The organism is Salmonella sp. SJTUF15570 (assembly GCF_043357055.1).
GTDB lineage: Bacteria > Pseudomonadota > Gammaproteobacteria > Enterobacterales > Enterobacteriaceae > Salmonella > Salmonella enterica.
In genome coordinates this window covers 62,824-79,695 of record NZ_JBEUKJ010000017.1, presented here as the reverse complement: position 1 = coordinate 79,695, position 16,872 = coordinate 62,824, and the positions used below count along the sequence as shown (strand labels likewise).

Sequence of the window (16,872 nt, the reverse complement as noted above, 5' to 3'; positions counted from 1 at the left end):
TTATTTCTCCTGCGCCAGCCGGATACTGCGCTCTATCACCGCCCGCCGGGCGTCACCCGCCGGCAGCAGTTTCAGCATCATCTCCCAGGCCGCCACCGCCTCGCCAAAGCGCTGCTGCTCAAAGGCGTTAAACGCATACAGGCTTAACACCCGGATATCCGTGTGGTCGCGGCTCACCAGCCGGCGCAGCAGCTCCCCGCCGCGGCGGTTATCCTCCGGGTCGGACGAGCGCGTCAGCGCCTCCGCGTAGCCCAGCGCCGCATCGCTGTTTTTCGGGTCCAGGCGGTAGGCGTTCGCATACGCCCCGGTGGCGGTACCGGCATTACCCAGTACCATACCGGTGCGCCCCAGCATGAGCCAGCCCTCAACATTGCCGGCATCATTCTGCAGGCGGGTGCGCAGCCCCAGCGCCAGCCGCGCCATCTCCTCTTCATTCAGCGGCTGCGCCTGCGGGTCCAGCGCCCGCGCCAGCAGCCCGGGCGTCTGCGCCGTCGCCTGCTGCCAGACCCTGACCTGCTGATAGCTGCCGGTCAGGGCGTAGCTGCCGGCGCCGACCGCCAGCGCAATGACGGCCCCCGGCACGTAAACGCCCCACCCGGCGCGCGCGCCGCAAACCGGGGTGTCTGCCGGCAGCGGCTCCCGGCGCAGGCGCACCCGCCGGCGCGTGCGGGCGACGATTATCCACCCGCCCGCCACGATGGCGGCCAGCGGCAGCACCCACAGCAGCACCGTCAGCGGGGTCAGCGGCGGGTCGTAGGTGACAAAGTTGCCGTAGCGCGCCACCATGTAATCGATGATTTCCTGGCGGCTCTTCCCCTCCTGCATCAGGTCATACACCCTGCGGCGCATGTCAGTGGCTATCATCGCGTTCGAGTCCGCAATGCTGTTGTTCTGGCATTTCGGGCAGCGCAGCTGCTCCGTGAGCTGGCGGAACTGCTGCTCCTGCGCTTCATCTTTAAACGGCATCACGTCGGTGGTTGCCCGCGCTGACCCGGAGATAACCAGCACCAGCATCAGCATCACCATGCCCGGTAACAGTCTCATTGCGCCGCCTCCCGGCTGTATCTGTCCCACAGTGGTTTCAGTTCACTCTCCCATACCCGGGCATTCAAATCGCCCGCATGGCGGTAGCGGATAATCCCGTTGCCGTCGATGAGGAAGGTTTCCGGCGCGCCGTACACGCCCAGGTCCAGCCCCAGCATCCCGTCGCTGTCCGATAAACTCAGCGCATACGGGTTGCCCAGTTCCTTTAACCAGGCCACCGCCTTCGCCCGGTCGTCCTTATAGTTCAGCCCGACCACCCGGATACCCTGCGCAGAAAGCTGGTTCAGGTACTGATGCTCGGCGCGGCAGGTCGGGCACCAGGTGGCCCAGACGTTAAGCAGCACCGGTTTCCCCTGCGTCAGCACCTCCGCCTCATAGTACTGACCCGGCGTCTCCAGCGATTCCAGGCGGAACGCCGGCACCGGCTTCCCGGTCAGCGCCGATTCGAGATTCGTCGGGTCATCCCCCTGCGCGTTGCGCGTCAGCTGCCACAGCAGCGCCGCGGCAATCAGCAGAAAAATCAGCAGCGGTAATAACAGTACGTTGCGTTTCATCCGGCCTCCGGCAATGGTTTACGGCGGCGGTAGCGCGGGTCCGCCAGGCACAGCAGCCCGCCCAGCGCCATCAGCAGTCCCCCGGCCCATATCCAGCGGACAAACGGTTTGTAGTACAGGCGCACGGCCCACGCGCCGTTGTCCAGCTCCTCCCCGAGCGCGGCGTACAGGTCGCGGGTCAGCCCGCCGTCAATCGCCGCCTCGGTCATCACCATCCGGCTGGTGTTGTAGAGCCGTTTCTCCGCGTGCAGCACCGCCTCCGGCTCGCCGTGGCGCGTCACCCCGATGAGGGCCACCCCGCCGCGGTAGTTGGGGCCGGTGATGTCCCGCACCTCCCGGAAGGTGAAGCGGTAGTCGTGAATGGTCACGCTGTCGCCCGCCCGCATCCGCACGTCACGCTCCACGCTGTAATTCTGGCTGAAGGCGATGCCGGTAATCGTCACCGCCAGCCCGAGGTGCGCCGCCACCATTCCCCAGTAGCTGAGAGAGGTTTTCGTGCCGCGGGACACGCGCTGTACGGCTTCGGCCACCGCCAGCACCGCAATCCAGCAGGCCATCGCCATCCCCACCGCCGTCATGGCGATGATTTTATCTTCCAGCAGCCATGGCAAAAGTACCGACAGCACCAGGGTGGAGACCAGGGCGGTGAGCAGCAGCGTCCTGATGTTACGCGGCCGGTCCCGGCCCCAGCGCACTAAAGGCCCCACCCCCAGCAGCAGGGCAAAGGGGACCATCAGCCAGGTGAACATGGTGTTAAAGAACGGCTCCCCCACCGAAATGCTGCCCAGCCCCAGCTGTTTGTGCACCAGCGGCAGCAGGGTACCCAGCAGCACCACCAGCATGGCGGCCATCAGCAGGACGTTGTTGCCGAGCAGCAGCGACTCGCGCGACCACAGCGTGTTGTTCACCCGCGAACGCACCCTGTGCCCGCGCACGGCGAACAGCAGCAGCGAGCCGCCGGTGACCAGCACCATAAAGGCGAGGATAAACATTCCGCGCGCCGGGTCGGAGGCGAAGGCGTGCACCGACACCAGCACCCCGGAGCGCACCAGGAAGGTGCCCAGCAGGCACAGCGAGAAGGCGCAGATGGACAGCAGCAGCGTCCACGCCTTAAAGCCGGCGCGCTGTTCCGTGACCGCCAGCGAGTGCAGCAGGGCGGTGCCCGCCAGCCACGGCATAAAGGAGGCGTTCTCCACCGGGTCCCAGAACCACCAGCCGCCCCAGCCCAGCTCGTAGTAGGCCCACGCCGAGCCGAGCACGATGCCCAGCGTCAGGAACACCCACGCCGCCAGCGTCCACGGGCGGGCAAAACGGGTGAACGCGCTGTCCAGACGCCCGCTCAGCAGCGCGGCGATGGCGAAGGCGAAGGCCACCGAGAAGCCGACATAGCCCATGTACAGCAGCGGCGGGTGGAAAATCAGCCCCGGGTCCTGCAGCAGCGGGTTCAGGTCGCGCCCCTCCACCGGAAAGGCCGGCAGCGTGCGGGCGAACGGGCCGGAGGTGAACAGGATGAACGCCAGAAAACCGGCGCAGACCATCCCCATCACCGCCAGCACCCGGGCGACGATATCCGCCGGCACCTGCCGGCTGAACACCGCCACCGCCAGGGTCCAGCCGCTCATCAGCAGCACCCACAGCAGCAGCGAGCCCTCGTGCGCCCCCCAGGTGGCGGCCACCCGGTACCACACCGGCAGCTGCGTGTTCGAGTTGCCGGCGACATAGGCCACGGTGAAGTCGTTAACCACAAAGGCGTGCACCAGCACGAAAAACGCGCCCGCCACGCAGATAAACAGCAGCCAGGCGAACACCCCGGCCGACGCCATCATCCGCGCGTCGCCGCGCGCCACGCCCCACAGCGGGTAAACGGACAGCAGCAGCGCCACGCCGAGCGCCAGGCACAGCAGTGCGTGGCCGTATTCAGGCATCATGATGAGGTGTCCTTATCAGCGCGTTGCGGGCGGCGGTGGTTTTCCTGCATCGCCTTTTCCACTTCCGGCGGGGTGTAGTTCTCGTCATGCTTGGCCAGCACCTCGTGCGCCAGGACGTGGTTGCCCTTCTCCAGGGTGCCCTGCACCACCACCCCCTGCCCCTCGCGGAACAGGTCCGGCAGTATCCCCTCATAGCTCACCGTCACCGACCCTTCGGCGTCGTAAAGGCTGAAGTTCACCTTCAGCGAGTCCGGGTCGCGCCTGACGCTGCCGGGCATCACCATCCCGCCGACGCGCAGGCGCTGGCCCACCGCCGGCAGCTGCTGCGTCTCGCGCTTGCCGTAGAGGATTTCGCCGGGGGTATAGAACAGGTCGATATTCGCGCGCAGCGCGTACAGGACCAGGGCGGTGGTCAGCGCCAGGCCCGCCAGCACCGCGCAGACCACCCATAGCCGGTTTTTACGTCGCAGGTTCACGCCGCCTCCTGTTGCGCCTGTGCGGCACGCATCCGCGCCTCTCGCGCCCGCTGCTGCGCCACGCCGCGCAGAATGGCCCGGCGCTGCAGCACCGTGTGCAGCGCCAGCAGCACCAGCGGCGCCACGGTCATCGCCACCGCCAGCCAGACAAAAAAGGCGTACCCGCCCATGGCGAAAAAATCGCTCCACGATGAAAATGCCGGACTCACCGGTGCCCCCTTTTCAGTATCAGTTCGCTCACCCACGGGCGGCGTTTTTCCATCAGTAAAATCAGGTTGCGCATCCGCATCAGCGAAAGCGTCATAAAGAGCAGCAGGTAGCCGGCGATGGCCCAGCGCAGCGGCGAGCGCATCGCCGGGTCGATACTCTGCTGCATCCGCGTCGAGCCCTGGTGCAGGGTGTTCCACCACTCGACGGAATAGTGGATAACCGGCAGGTTCACCACGCCGACCAGCACCAGAATGCCCGCCGCGCGCCCGGCCATTTTACGGTCGTCAAAGGCGTGCCACAGGGCGATGACCCCGGCGTAGAGAAACAGCAGCACCAGCTCCGAGGTCAGACGCGCGTCCCACACCCACCAGGTGCCCCACATCGGTTTGCCCCACGCCGCGCCGGTGACCAGCGCGATGAAGGTGTACACCGCCCCCACCGGCGCCATCGCCGCGACGGCAAGGCTGGCCATTTTCATCTGCCAGACCAGCCCGGTAAACGCCGCCACCGCCATCGCCGCATAGATACCCATTGACCAGATGGCCGCCGGGACATGCAGGTACATAATGCGGTAGCCCTCCCCCTGCTGGTAGTCCGCCGGGGCGAAACCAAAGCCCCGGACCCAGCCGGTGGCCAGCGCGATGATGCCGGCTGCCGCCAGCCACGGCACGAGCCTGCCGCAAATCTGATACAGCCGGGGCGGCGCCGCCAGCTGATGAAGGGTTTTCCACATCGTTGTCACCTGACCTCCTGAAACCAGTAAAATGTCCGTCGCGCCGGGGCGCTACTGCACGCTGAGGCGCAGCGCCGCCGCAGTGGCGAAGGGGCTTAACGTCGCGCTGCCCGCCAGCAGCGCCCCCAGCACCGCCAGATAACCGTCAGCGGGTAAATGCATCGATGCCGCGTCCATCGCCGCGGCGGCGAAAATCAGCACCGGGACACTCAGCGGCAGCACCAGAATGCCCAGCAGGACGCCGCCGCGCCGCAGGCCGGCCGTCAGCCCGACGCCCGGCGCGGCGAGAAACCCCAGCGCCGGCGTGCCGAGCAGCAGCGTCAGCGCCATGATTTTCCAGCCGTACACGTCCATCCCCAGCAGCAGCGCCACCAGCGGGGAGAGCATAATCAGCGGCAGGCCGGTCACCGCCCAGTGGGCCAGCACCTTCGCCAGCACCACCGCCGGCAGCGGCACCGGCAGCAGCATCAGCTGCTCCAGGCTGCCGTCCTGCAGGTCGTCGCGAAACAGCCGCTCCAGCGCCAGCAGCGAGGCCAGCAGCGCCGCCACCTGGATGATGCCCGGCGCGATACGCGCCAGCAGCTGCGGCTGCGGCCCGACGCTTAACGGAAACAGGGTGATGACCATCAGGAAGAACCACAGCGGGCCGGCGATGTCCGCGCCGTGGCGGAACGCCACGCGCAGCTCGAGACAGAAGACACGCCACATCACAGCCCCGCCTCCCCGCCGGTCAGCGCCAGACGGCGGACGGTGTCCGCGGCCCCCGGCAGCGGCTGGTGGGTGGTGAGAATGACCATCCCGCCCTGCGCCGTGTGCGCCGCCATCCGCCGGGTGAGGCGCGCCACGCCGTTAACATCAATGGCGGTGAACGGTTCGTCGAGCACCCACAGCGCGGCGCGGGTCAGCCACAGGCGGGCCAGCGCCACCCGGCGCTGCTGCCCGGCCGAGAGCCGGGCGACCGGCACGTCCTCAAATCCCGCCAGCCCGGCCTGCGCCAGCGCCTCCGGGAGACGCGCGCCGTCGCCGGGGTGGAAGAAGTGCAGGTTCTCCCGCGCCGTCAGGCGGGTTTTAATCCCCGGCTGGTGCCCTATCCACAGCAGGCTGCGATGGAAGCTGTCGCGCACGCGGCGCAGGGGCTCGCCCTGCCAGTACACCTCGCCGCCGTCCGGGCGCGCCAGCCCGGTCAGCAGGCGCAGCAGGGTGGTTTTTCCCGCGCCGTTGCCACCGGTGACCTGCACCCACTCCCCGGCCTCCACGGTGAACGACAGCCCGCGAAACAGCGTCCTCTCGTCCCGCTCGCAGTACAGATCTCTGGCTTCAAGCATCATTGTCATTGCGCATATTCAGGTTGATATGGCGTATAAACACCAGTCAGGCTTTCCAGGAAGGCGACGATATCGTCAATATCGTTTTGCGGCAGATTGGTGCCAACCTGATAACGCAGCATCAGTTTTACCGCGCCATCCAGCGTCGGTACGTCGCCCCGATGGAAATAAGGCGCTGTTAACGCGACGTTGCGTAAGCCTGGGACTTTTTGCCGTAATTTATCGCGAACCTCTTTGGTGACGTTCATACGACCAATATCCGCTGCGGTAATTTCGCCAAAATTAAAGTCTCGCTTTAATCCCAATGGTTCAAAAGAGCGCCCGCCTAAAATGATACCGCCGTGACAGGTTGCACATTTATTTTCTTTAAATAATTGATAACCGTGTTTCTGTTGCGCGGTCAGCGCATTTTCATCTCCACGCAGCCATTTATCAAAGGCGGAATCCGGCGTTATCAACGTTTTTTCAAATTCGGCGATCGCATCAGTAATATTTTCCCCGGTAAATCCTTGCGGATAAACCGCCTGGAAATCTTTTTTCAGGACAGGATCTTTATCAAGCTTGCTAATAATTTCATCCCAGGATTTAGAGGCCATTTCAATAGGATTTAACGGCGGTCCGCCTGCTTGCTCCTGCAGGGTTGCAGCACGACCATCCCAAAATTGTTCGATATTAAATACGGAGTTGAATACCGTCGGCGCATTTATTGGTCCTACCGCACCGCCAACGCCAATTGAGGTTTTTCTGCCATCGACACCGCCCGCATTTAACGCGTGACAATGCGCACAGGATATTGTGCTGTCGCCGGATAAACGTTCATCATGATAAAGCCGGAAACCTAAGTCGACTTTTTTCGCATCGACGGGAATATTGCGCGGAATAGGCTGAACGGGTTCATTCCGGTGCGCGGCGTCGGTATCGGCGCTGGCATAGTTGCGCTCACGCTGATCGGCTATCCAGTTCAGGATGTCAGTACGCTCTTTATCGCTGACGCCCCCCGCCCAGTGCAGCGCGACATAGCGGGTTGGCGGCATAGTCTGATGTTGCATAACCCATTCAATTTTATTCAGTTCGCTTTGCGGCACCGGCGTATCCGCAATCAGGGCGGCCCGTACCGCCTCCAGGTTAAACGATTTGTAGCCGAGCTGGATATCGTAATCCATTAGCTGCTTTGCCACCGGAAAAGAGGAATAAAAAGGTAATTCAGCGGAAGGCGTATGACAATAATCACATCCTTTCTCCCTGAAATAACCCAGTATTTTATTATTTTCACCCACAACCGAGGCCTGCACATCGCTTTTTTTACTGCGCTGTTTGTCGTAATACCATACATACCCGGACAAACCTAAATAACATAACAGCCCAACGGTGATAACCGTTGTCGCATAGAGGGTAATTTTTTTCATATCACTATCCTTATGGGGTATTGCGGCATGATTAATTAAATTTTATTTTTTTACTCATGAGGCCCGTCAATACTAAATACAAACCCATCATGGATATTGATTGGTATCAATAATTACAATTGGCTAAACCTATAGATATGATAACCCCCGACTATCGTAAGATTTATTTTGCGATGCCCGTCACAGGGTTTATTCAGCCGCAACAATGGATAAATCCTCTTTTCCGTCATCAAAACGAACGATAGCCAACAATAATTGACTTAACGCAGCATAAAAACCATAGGGATCATGCTTAAGGCAATTATTTGTAAATTCCGGAAGCCATTCCAGTAATGACGACAATGTTTTCTGGCGTAATTTATTCATTCTCCGTTGTTGGAACGATTCACCCAATGAAAAATGTAAATGGCTGAGTAATTCCAGATAAATCGCCAGGTGGTCGGTCGGCTCTTTAAAATCGTCGTTGACTTCCATCCCGGCTTCAAGCAATAAATGTTTAATCATGCCGGGTTCCTGCTGCGGGTATTGCGAGGCGTAGGGCAAGGCCGATTTTTTATCCGTCATCAGGAACAATCCGCAAAAATCTGCGGCCAGCTCCAGCTGCGCATCCTGGCGCAGGCTAAGTGCGGCAATTTTTTGTTCGAGTAACGCCACCGACGCCGCCAGCGCGGGCTGACGCTTTAACAGCGCCAGCCAGTCCGCGATCTCCGCGGACTGTAATTGTATTAACCCTTCATCATCCACTTCCCGGAAAAAGAGTAACGCCAGCCATGCATATACGCAGGCGTACTGTTCCTGAGCAAGCGCTGGCTGCTTAATCATGCGGATTCCCCTGCGATGCGGGTACATATTCACACTGCGCGACCATCTCGACCGGACCGTTAAACGCCGTGACGTTATCCATAGGGCCGGTATATTTTTCAATTTCCACCAGCGTCGTATGCGCGCTGGTCGCCTGCGCGAGCTGCGATGTACCGATATCCAGCGTTAATACGTTAGGGTTGCCGTACTTACACAACGCATTGATGTCGCCGCCTTTATCAGGATCGTACCAGGCGCCTTCATGAATTCGCGCCACGCCCGGCGCATAGCGATCGGAAACTACCGCCCCCGCCAGTACCTGCCCGCGTGCATTGAATACCCGCACGATGTCACCGTTGCGGATCCCGCGCGCGCTGGCATCCTGTGGGTTAATAAAGACCGGCTCCTTGCCGCCAACGGCATATTGCTGACGCAGCGTTTCCGACTCGCACAGTTGGGAATGCAGACGGAAATCAGGGTGGACGGATTGTAAGTGCAACGGCCAGCGCTGCGATCCCGGCCCGCCATGCGAGCGTTCGATTTTTTCGAACCACATGGGATGGCCCTGACAATCGTCGTATTGCATGTCGGCGATCGTTTTGGAGTAAATCTCGATCAAACCGCTTGGCGTGCCCAACGGCTCCAGGTCCGGATCTTCACGGAAAGCCTGATGGCGCACAAACATCTGCGGATGATCAAACTCGATGTACTCCTGTTGATTCCAGAACACCTCGAAAGTCGGTAAGTGGATACCGCGACCTTTTCCCTGCTGGCTCCCTTCCTGCCAGATGCGTTTCAGCCAGCCCATTTCATCAAGTCCTTCCGTGAATGCCGCTTCACGGTTAAAGCGTCGGCAGAGATCGCGGAAAATATCAAAGTCGTTACGCGCTTCAAACTGCGGCGACACCACCTGTTTCATGGCGATAATCCCGCGGTTAGAGTGATTGCCGAACTGATCGAGGTCGTTACGCTCAAATTGGGTGGTAGCCGGCAAAACGATATCCGCAAAGCGGCAGGTCGACGTCCACTGGTTATCAATAGCGATGACCGTTTCCAGCTTGCGCCACCCTTCAATTATGCGGTTAATTTGTTGGTGTCGGTGGAACGGGTTAGTCCCGGCGAACACGCACATCTTCAGCGGCGGTAATTTAACCGATTTCCCGTTCCAGTTAATGATCTTGCCCGGTTCAAGAATGGCATCCATAAAACGCGCAATAGGAATGGTGCTGCTGTAGCCTTTGTAATCCGTGCTGTCGTGCACTGGCGGAACGGTCGTCGAACCGGAAAAGCCGCTTAAAATGATCCCTTTGCGGCCAGGCGTCCCGGCGCCGTTGTAGTGCCAGCCAAAACCAAAGCCGCCGCCCGGTAAACCAATCTGGCCCAGCATTGCCGCCAGCACGACGACCATCCATGACCACTGTTCGCCATGCTGCATACGTTGCACGCACCAGCCAGCGATGATTTGCGTTCTGTCGCCCGCCATCTGCCGCGCCAACGCGCGGATGGTGTCGGCGTCAATACCGCACAGTTTTTCCGCCCAGGCGGCATCTTTGGGCTGTCCATCTTTCTCGCCCAGCAAATAGGGGAGGAACTGGTCAAAACCGACGCAGTAGTTATCGAGGAAATTTTTATCGTACAGTTTCTCACTGTACAGGGTATGCGCCAGCGCCAGTTGTAACGGGACATCCGTCTGCGGGTTAATGGCGATATGTTTGACCTTATCGCGCCCCAGATAATCGTGCGTGGAGGTGACGACCGGGTCGATGCTGATGACCGAGATAGCGCCGCTGGCAACCTTCTCTTTTAATTGTTCATAGTACTGATAGACATCGTGATCCGGGCACCACCAGTTTGCCTGCTGGTTTTTCACCATATCAGAACCCCATAGCACAATCGTTTTACTGTTCTGTAAAACCAGAGGCCATGACGTTTGCTGCTCGTACACTTCCATTGAACCCACCACGCGCGGCAGAATCACCTGCGCCGCGCCGGTCGAATAGTCCCCTCCCGTGCTGACGCTATTGCCATGTAGCGCAATCGCGCGCGCCAGCATCCCGGAGGCGTTATGGAACATGCCGGTAGATTGCCAGCCGCTCGCCGTCAGTAACGCGCTCGGCCCGTAGGTTTTTTGCACCCGCTCCAGTTCCTGATAGAACAGATCCAGCGCTTCATCCCAGGAGACGCGCACAAAACGATTATCGCCGCGCTGCGAGGTGTCGCTTTGATGACCTTTGCGCATCCAGTCGACGCGCACCATCGGATAGCGAATACGCGCCGCGTTGTGGACGTGATCGGGCAGACCGGCGATCATTTTGGACGGGTATTTATCCTGTTCAAACGGTTTTGCCGCCACAAATCGACCGTCAACCACCGTGGCGCGAATCGCCCCCCAGTGAGAACCGGTAAGGATACCCTCTTTCGTCGCGGCGCCTGGCGCAACGGCATCCGCTGCGCGGGCGCTACGGGGCGTCAGTAGTGACGGCCCCAGCATTCCTGCCACCGTCAAACCGCCAAGCTGCGCCAGAAAACGTCGACGAGAGACGTGTAGCGTGTCCTTATTTTTCATTGTGTTCTCCCTTATCGCTGTGCGGCGTGTTGGTGGTATCAGACGCATTCATCTGGAGATATTTCAACAAGGTACGTTCTTCACGCTTATCCAGACTGGTGAAACCGATCATGCCGTTGAGCGTGCCGATCCAGCCGTTAGCGTCAAAGTGCGCTTTGTCCGGCGCGCCGTGACACTGATTACAGGTGCCGTTATAGAGGGAGTCGGCATAGGCCCAAATCGGTTTAATGTCATTTACCATGTCGCCTTTTTGCATCCACGCGGTTGCCTGTAATTTGCTCCACTGAGTATTGGTCGCCGCGACGGTGGTCTCTTCCAGCGTTTTCACATGCTGTTGCACATCGCCGCGAATCGAGGCGACAAAAATACGTTTACCGGGCAACTGCGTCAGCACGCGCTGGCGACCGTCCGTCTCCGTCCAGCCTTCGATTTGTACTTGCAGCCAGTCACCGTCCCGTTTAAGGACTGTCACTTCAGAAGCAGGTAACAGCGAACCTGCCGGTTCTTTATCGCCTTTAGCGGCGTAAATCGGCTTGATATCCAGCGAATAGAGCGTATCGCCGTCATTATGCGTACTGGCGCTGGCGCGCAGTTCATCAAACTGTTTGCGGAAACCGCTGCTCATATCCGGTAGCTGGTGGGCAATCCCTTTATGGCAGTCGATGCAGGACTGATTTTCTTTCGCGGCGATTTTCATTTGCCGCGCCGCTTCCGGGTTCTGTTTCGCGTGATCCATCGCATCGTAGTTATGGCAGGAACGACAGGTCGCGGAGTTATTCTCTTTCATGCGCGCCCATTCACGCTCGGCAAGCTCGGCGCGTTTGGCTTCAAATTTTTCCGGGGTATCAATCGAGTGGGCGATAAATGTCTGGTAAAGATCGTTGCTGGCTTCCAGCTTACGTTTCACCATGCCTGGAATATCAGGGGGGATATGGCAATCGTGGCATTCCGCGCGTACGCCGGAAGCGTTCTGGAAATGTACGGACTGTTTATATTCCTGATACACCGGCTGCATACTATGGCAGCTGACGCAAAACTCTGTCGTACTGGTCAGTTTGATACCGACGTGAGGTAACACGATCAGCGCAACACCGATCACAATCCCGACAATGACCAGCGCCAGTATCGACCAACGGGCGCTTGGCCTGAGTAGCGCTCTCCAGAGTTTTCGCATAATAGCCCCTGTAATTATATGGTTTAATGCGCAGATCTTATTCCGCAAATATGAACAGCGTCACTGGTCAGGATGAACGGGATACGGCAATATATGAACAGATATGAACAGAAAGAGACCGCGCGCAGGATGTCACATCACATTGTTATTGTTGAGGATGAACCTGTTACTCAGGCCAGATTACAGGCCTATTTTGAGCAGGAGGGATATCGCGTTTCGGTGACCGACAGCGGCGCGGGCCTGCGCGACATTATGGAGCATGAGCACGTTTCGCTGATCCTGCTGGATATCAACCTCCCCGATGAAAACGGGTTGATGCTGACCAGGGCGCTACGCGAACGTTCCACGGTGGGCATTATTCTGGTGACGGGGCGTTGCGACCAAATAGACCGCATCGTCGGACTGGAGATGGGCGCGGACGACTACGTCACCAAGCCGCTGGAACTGCGCGAGCTGGTAGTGCGGGTAAAAAATCTTTTGTGGCGTATCGATCTGGCCCGCCCCACGCCGCAAAATGCCAGTGAAAACTGCTATATGTTTTCCGGCTACTGCCTGAACGTGATGAATCACACGCTGGAGCACAACGGTGAAGCCATTAAGCTTACGCGCGCAGAGTACGAGCTGCTGCTGGCCTTTGTGACCAACCCAGGCAAAGTGCTGCATCGCGAACGTCTGCTGCGAATGCTTTCCGCCCGCCGCGTAGAGACTCCGGATCTCCGCACGATTGATGTCCTGGTTCGCCGCTTACGCCATAAAATTACGCCGGAGCTGCTGGTCACACAGCATGGCGAAGGCTACTTTTTAGCCTCGGAGGTGTATTGATACAAATAGACGGGCCGAAATCCCGGAGGCGATAGCGAACGACGAACGCGCGCGCTGTCGGCGTTGTTATGCGTCAAAATAAGCACCGGCGGGCTGATATTTTCAGGCACCGGTTGCCCCTGTAAGACCTTAATCGACTGCGTTATCGCTAATTCTCCCTGCCAGGCCATCTGATCGCTGAGCGCCATCAGGATATGGCCGCGTTTTAAACCGCGATAAACCTGATGCGTCAGATAAAATGAGACGATCGTGAGCGGAGTCGTCAAATTTCGCCCTTCGCCCATCGCCGCCTCCGCCGCTATCGCCGACCCGGCGACCACATTGGCGTCCGGATGACGCTCCAGCATTTCCTGGAGTAAGTTTCGCTGCACTTCAATGTCGTTATCGCCCCAGGCGATATCCACAATGTTGATGGCGCTGCCTTTAATTGCCTGACGAAAACCCGCCACCATCTCCTGACTGCCGCCAGCTTCTTCCGGCCCCGGGAAGAGTAAAACGTTAAGCGCTTTTCCTTTGCTCCACTGCACCAGGAAACGTCCCGGCAGATACCCCATCTGAAACCACTGCAAACCGACGTGAGTTGCCACGCTGGCGTCGCGTATCACGTTCGCCACTTCAATAACCGGCACATTACCGGCATACCGTTCCAGTTCCGGGAAACGAATGGTACTGCTGCCAAGCAGAATAGCGTCGGCGCCCCACTCCCGGCATTGCATCATTTGCTGTTGTTGCGTCGCCAGTTGCCGATAGCCATTCGCTTCCAGCACTTTTAAATCAACGCCATACAATTTGGCCGCTTTTTGCATCCCGTAGTTGACGGACAACCAGTAAGAATCTTTCAGGCTGGGGTATAATGCGCACAGTTTCCAGGGTTTACTCGCATTGACTGACGTTTGCCGCCAGGGAATCGCCCGATCGGCGCGCGTCCAGTGTAGCAGTCCGGTTTCGGCTGACGCCGTTTCTACATTCGAGACGATGATTATCAAAAAAAAGAACGAAATAAGCGCGCGCATGATAGCCCCACCAGCAACAAGGTTTTATCCTAATGGTTTTTCCGGCGGCAACTCAACCCATTTCACCCGCGGCGCATAAATGTCAACGCCTTCACTGACCCGCAGATTATGGCTGGCCTTCGCCCTGATGGCGGCACTCACCCTGCTCAGCACCGTGATCGGCTGGATAAGCCTGCGCGTCATTAGTCAGGTGGAGCAAACCAATACGCAAGCGCTGCTCCCCACGATGAATATGGCCAGGCAGTTAAGCGAAGCCAGCGCTTACGAGCTCTTTTCTGCGCAAAATCTGACCAATGCCGACAGTGAGGGCGTTTGGCTGGCGCAGGGGAAGATGCTGAAAGCGCAAAGCCTTAAAATTAACCATCTTTTGCAGGCATTAAGCGAGCAGGGATTTAATACCTCGGCCATCGCCCGGCAAGAAAAAGAGATTGCGCAAACGCTTGGGCAACAGGGAACACTGGTCGGTGAAATTCTCACGCTGCGCGCACAGCAACAGCAGTTAAGCCACCAGATTGCGGAGGCGGCGGAAAGCATTGCCGCCCAGGCTCACGGTCAGGCCAATAATGCCGCGACATCTGCGGGCGCCACCCAGGCCGGTATTTACGATCTTATCGAAAGCGGTAAAGGGGATCAGGCTGAACGCGCGCTTGACCGACTGATTGATATCGACCTTGAGTATGTGAATCAGATGAATGAGTTGCGGGTCAATGCCCTGCGGTTTAAGCAGCTCATTGTGACCTTAAAAGACGCGCAAGGGCTGAGCGATGCCGAGGACACCGATGAAAAACTTAATCAGTTGGTTAAAATTTTATCCCGCCGCCAGCAGCGTATAGAAGATCCTACCGTTCGCGCCCAAATCGCCGACGCGCTGGAGAAAATAAATCAGTACACCACACTGGTTACCCTGTTTCGTAAGGAAAACGCCATCCGCGACCAGCTTCAAACGCTTATGGCCAATAACCTCTTTCAGTTTACCCGCTTCAGTACGGAAGTGTCGCAGTTGGTGAATGCCATCGAAAAACGAAACGAGGCTGGGTTAGCGCGTCTTACACACGCCAGTCAGCGTGGGCAAATAGGGTTAGTGATCTTAGGTATCCTGGCGCTGTGCTCATTAAGTTTTATTCTTTGGCGAGTGGTTTACCGTTCCGTATCCCGCCCGCTGGCGCAACAAACGCAGGCCTTACAGCGGTTACTGGAGGGCGATATTGACTCACCGTTTCCGGAGGCGGCTGGCGTCAGCGAACTGGATACCATCAGCCGTCTGATGGAAGCGTTTCGCGCCAACGTGCGCAAATTGAACCGCCATCGTGAGGATTTGGCGGAACAGGTGCGATCGCAAACGGCGGAGCTTCATGCGCTGGTGCTGGAACACCGGCAGGCGCGCGCCGAAGCAGAAAAGGCTAACGAGGCGAAATCGACGTTCCTTGCCGCCATGAGCCATGAAATTCGCACGCCGCTTTACGGCATTCTCGGTACGGTACAATTGCTGGCCGATAAACCGCTCATGGCAAACTACCGCGACGACTTACAGGCCATTAATGATTCAGGCGAATCGCTACTGGCGATTCTTAACGATATTCTTGATTACTCGGCGATTGAAGTAGGCGGCACCAACGTTTCTATTAGCGAGGAGCCGTTTGAACCGCGACAATTGTTGAATAGCGCGCTGCATTTAATGCACAGCCGCGTGCAGGTGGCGCTCATCGCCGACTTTAGCGAGCAACTCCCCTCCACGCTACAAGGCGATCCGCGCCGGATACGTCAAATTGTGATTAATCTTTTAAGTAATGCGGCGAAATTTACCGATCGCGGCAGCATAGTGCTGCGCACGTTTTGCGACGATCAGAGCTGGTTTATTGAGGTTGAAGATACCGGGTGCGGTATCCCTGAAGCAAAGCTGACGGCTATTTTCAAACCGTTTGTGCAGGCGACTGGACGCCGGGGCGGGACGGGCCTGGGGCTGGCTATCAGCGCCAGCCTGGCAGAGGCAATGGGCGGGACGCTAACCGTCACCAGTACGCTTCATGTTGGCAGTTGTTTTCGCTTACAACTGCCGGTTCGCCACCCCAAACCCGCAAGCAAAAATGCGTTCAGAGAACCGATAAATCTTAACGGACTACGCCTGTTGCTGATTGAAGATAATATGCTGACGCAGCGTATTACCGCTGAAATGCTCACGGGCAAAGGGGTGAAGGTCTCAGTAGCTGAAAGCGCGAATGACGCGCTACGCTGTTTAGCCGAAGGCGAGTCCTTTGATGTGGCGCTGGTGGATTTTGATTTACCGGATTATGACGGCTTAACCCTGGCGCAGCAGTTGATGAGTCAGTATCCCGCCATGAAACGCATTGGTTTTAGCGCGCATGTGATAGACGATAATCTTCGTCAGCGTACCGCCGGTCTTTTCTGCGGGATTATTCAAAAGCCCGTTCCCCGCGAGGAGCTTTACCGTATGATAGCGCACTATTTACAGGGCAAATCTCACAACGCGCGGGCGATGCTGAATGAACATCAGCTTGCCGGCGATATGGCGTCTGTCGGCCCGGAAAAACTCCGGCAATGGGTCGCGTTATTCAAAGACAGCGCGCTGCCTTTAGTCGAGGAGATCGAGGCGGCGCGCGCCATGAATGACGACGTTAACATTAAGCGGCTGGCGCATAAATTAAAAAGCGGCTGCGCCAGCCTGGGGATGACGCAGGCAACCGAAGCCTGTCGGGAGCTGGAATTGCAACCGCTTAGCGATATAGATATTAAAACTATCGTGACGCAGGGAGTGACGGCGCTCGACGCATGGATAGCCGGTCATCCTTCGCCATAATAGCT

15 protein-coding genes are annotated in these 16,872 nt (G+C 58.5%); 2 read left to right on the top strand and 13 right to left on the bottom strand.

Features of this window, described 5'->3' with window-relative positions:
* From ABVN44_RS22885 to torC, 12 genes are all read right to left on the bottom strand, one after another.
* Complete coding sequence (locus ABVN44_RS22885) at window positions 1–1,044, bottom strand: cytochrome c-type biogenesis protein CcmH (protein WP_052895192.1); 1,044 nt, start codon at window positions 1,042–1,044, stop codon at window positions 1–3.
* A complete protein-coding gene (dsbE, locus tag ABVN44_RS22880) occupies window positions 1,041–1,598 on the bottom strand; it encodes a thiol:disulfide interchange protein DsbE (RefSeq protein ID WP_000828304.1) in 558 nt (185 codons plus the stop codon). The genes ABVN44_RS22885 and dsbE overlap by 4 nt, the downstream gene beginning before the upstream one ends.
* Complete coding sequence (locus ABVN44_RS22875; RefSeq protein ID WP_001522061.1) at window positions 1,595–3,526, bottom strand: heme lyase CcmF/NrfE family subunit; 1,932 nt, start codon at window positions 3,524–3,526, stop codon at window positions 1,595–1,597. Before ABVN44_RS22875 ends, dsbE begins: the two co-directional genes overlap by 4 nt.
* A complete protein-coding gene (ccmE, locus tag ABVN44_RS22870) occupies window positions 3,523–4,002 on the bottom strand; it encodes a cytochrome c maturation protein CcmE (RefSeq protein WP_001053607.1) in 480 nt (159 codons plus the stop codon). The genes ABVN44_RS22875 and ccmE overlap by 4 nt, the downstream gene beginning before the upstream one ends.
* On the bottom strand, window positions 3,999–4,211 hold the full coding sequence (ccmD, locus tag ABVN44_RS22865; RefSeq protein ID WP_000074113.1) for a heme exporter protein CcmD: 213 nt from the start codon (window positions 4,209–4,211) through the stop codon (window positions 3,999–4,001). Before ccmD ends, ccmE begins: the two co-directional genes overlap by 4 nt.
* A complete protein-coding gene (locus tag ABVN44_RS22860) occupies window positions 4,208–4,945 on the bottom strand; it encodes a heme ABC transporter permease (protein WP_000265997.1) in 738 nt (245 codons plus the stop codon). Before ABVN44_RS22860 ends, ccmD begins: the two co-directional genes overlap by 4 nt.
* 51 nt (window positions 4,946–4,996) lie before the next feature.
* Complete coding sequence (gene ccmB, locus ABVN44_RS22855) at window positions 4,997–5,656, bottom strand: heme exporter protein CcmB (protein ID WP_000990033.1); 660 nt, start codon at window positions 5,654–5,656, stop codon at window positions 4,997–4,999.
* A complete protein-coding gene (gene ccmA / locus ABVN44_RS22850) occupies window positions 5,653–6,270 on the bottom strand; it encodes a cytochrome c biogenesis heme-transporting ATPase CcmA (RefSeq protein ID WP_023242830.1) in 618 nt (205 codons plus the stop codon). The genes ccmB and ccmA overlap by 4 nt, the downstream gene beginning before the upstream one ends.
* Window positions 6,271–6,275: 5 nt before the next feature.
* On the bottom strand, window positions 6,276–7,676 hold the full coding sequence (locus ABVN44_RS22845) for a cytochrome-c peroxidase (RefSeq protein ID WP_023232193.1): 1,401 nt from the start codon (window positions 7,674–7,676) through the stop codon (window positions 6,276–6,278).
* Between the two features lie 189 nt (window positions 7,677–7,865).
* Window positions 7,866–8,498, bottom strand: coding sequence for a molecular chaperone TorD (torD, locus tag ABVN44_RS22840; protein WP_000595421.1), 633 nt, complete (start codon window positions 8,496–8,498; stop codon window positions 7,866–7,868).
* On the bottom strand, window positions 8,491–11,043 hold the full coding sequence (gene torA, locus ABVN44_RS22835; protein ID WP_000790685.1) for a trimethylamine-N-oxide reductase TorA: 2,553 nt from the start codon (window positions 11,041–11,043) through the stop codon (window positions 8,491–8,493). The genes torD and torA overlap by 8 nt, the downstream gene beginning before the upstream one ends.
* Complete coding sequence (torC, locus tag ABVN44_RS22830) at window positions 11,033–12,217, bottom strand: pentaheme c-type cytochrome TorC (RefSeq protein WP_001230256.1); 1,185 nt, start codon at window positions 12,215–12,217, stop codon at window positions 11,033–11,035. Before torC ends, torA begins: the two co-directional genes overlap by 11 nt.
* A gap of 129 nt (window positions 12,218–12,346) precedes the next feature.
* On the opposite strand from torC, the gene torR reads away from it, so the two are divergent.
* Window positions 12,347–13,039 carry a two-component system response regulator TorR gene (torR, locus tag ABVN44_RS22825; RefSeq protein ID WP_001562512.1) on the top strand — a complete coding sequence of 231 codons (693 nt, stop codon included), beginning with the start codon at window positions 12,347–12,349 and terminating at the stop codon, window positions 13,037–13,039.
* Here torR and torT read toward each other — a convergent pair.
* The gene (gene torT / locus ABVN44_RS22820; protein WP_023200725.1) at window positions 13,012–14,052 is read right to left on the bottom strand and encodes a TMAO reductase system periplasmic protein TorT; all 1,041 of its coding nucleotides are present in this window, start codon (window positions 14,050–14,052) and stop codon (window positions 13,012–13,014) included. The genes torR and torT overlap by 28 nt on opposite strands.
* A gap of 79 nt (window positions 14,053–14,131) precedes the next feature.
* Here torT and torS point away from each other — a divergent pair, with 79 nt between their 5' ends.
* The gene (torS, locus tag ABVN44_RS22815) at window positions 14,132–16,867 is read left to right on the top strand and encodes a TMAO reductase system sensor histidine kinase/response regulator TorS (RefSeq protein ID WP_023232192.1); all 2,736 of its coding nucleotides are present in this window, start codon (window positions 14,132–14,134) and stop codon (window positions 16,865–16,867) included.
* Window positions 16,868–16,872 lie beyond the last annotated feature (5 nt).

Coding starts and splice junctions, on each gene's coding strand:
- torS (WP_023232192.1), top strand. CDS start 14,132: ATGTCAACGCCTTCACTGACCCGCAGATTATGGCTGGCCTTCGCCCTG.
- ccmA (WP_023242830.1), bottom strand. CDS start 6,270: ATGCTTGAAGCCAGAGATCTGTACTGCGAGCGGGACGAGAGGACGCTG.
- ABVN44_RS22845 (WP_023232193.1), bottom strand. CDS start 7,676: ATGAAAAAAATTACCCTCTATGCGACAACGGTTATCACCGTTGGGCTG.
- torD (WP_000595421.1), bottom strand. CDS start 8,498: ATGATTAAGCAGCCAGCGCTTGCTCAGGAACAGTACGCCTGCGTATAT.
- torR (WP_001562512.1), top strand. CDS start 12,347: ATGTCACATCACATTGTTATTGTTGAGGATGAACCTGTTACTCAGGCC.
- torA (WP_000790685.1), bottom strand. CDS start 11,043: ATGAAAAATAAGGACACGCTACACGTCTCTCGTCGACGTTTTCTGGCG.
- ABVN44_RS22885 (WP_052895192.1), bottom strand. CDS start 1,044: ATGAGACTGTTACCGGGCATGGTGATGCTGATGCTGGTGCTGGTTATC.
- torC (WP_001230256.1), bottom strand. CDS start 12,217: ATGCGAAAACTCTGGAGAGCGCTACTCAGGCCAAGCGCCCGTTGGTCG.
- ABVN44_RS22875 (WP_001522061.1), bottom strand. CDS start 3,526: ATGATGCCTGAATACGGCCACGCACTGCTGTGCCTGGCGCTCGGCGTG.
- dsbE (WP_000828304.1), bottom strand. CDS start 1,598: ATGAAACGCAACGTACTGTTATTACCGCTGCTGATTTTTCTGCTGATT.
- ABVN44_RS22860 (WP_000265997.1), bottom strand. CDS start 4,945: ATGTGGAAAACCCTTCATCAGCTGGCGGCGCCGCCCCGGCTGTATCAG.
- torT (WP_023200725.1), bottom strand. CDS start 14,052: ATGCGCGCGCTTATTTCGTTCTTTTTTTTGATAATCATCGTCTCGAAT.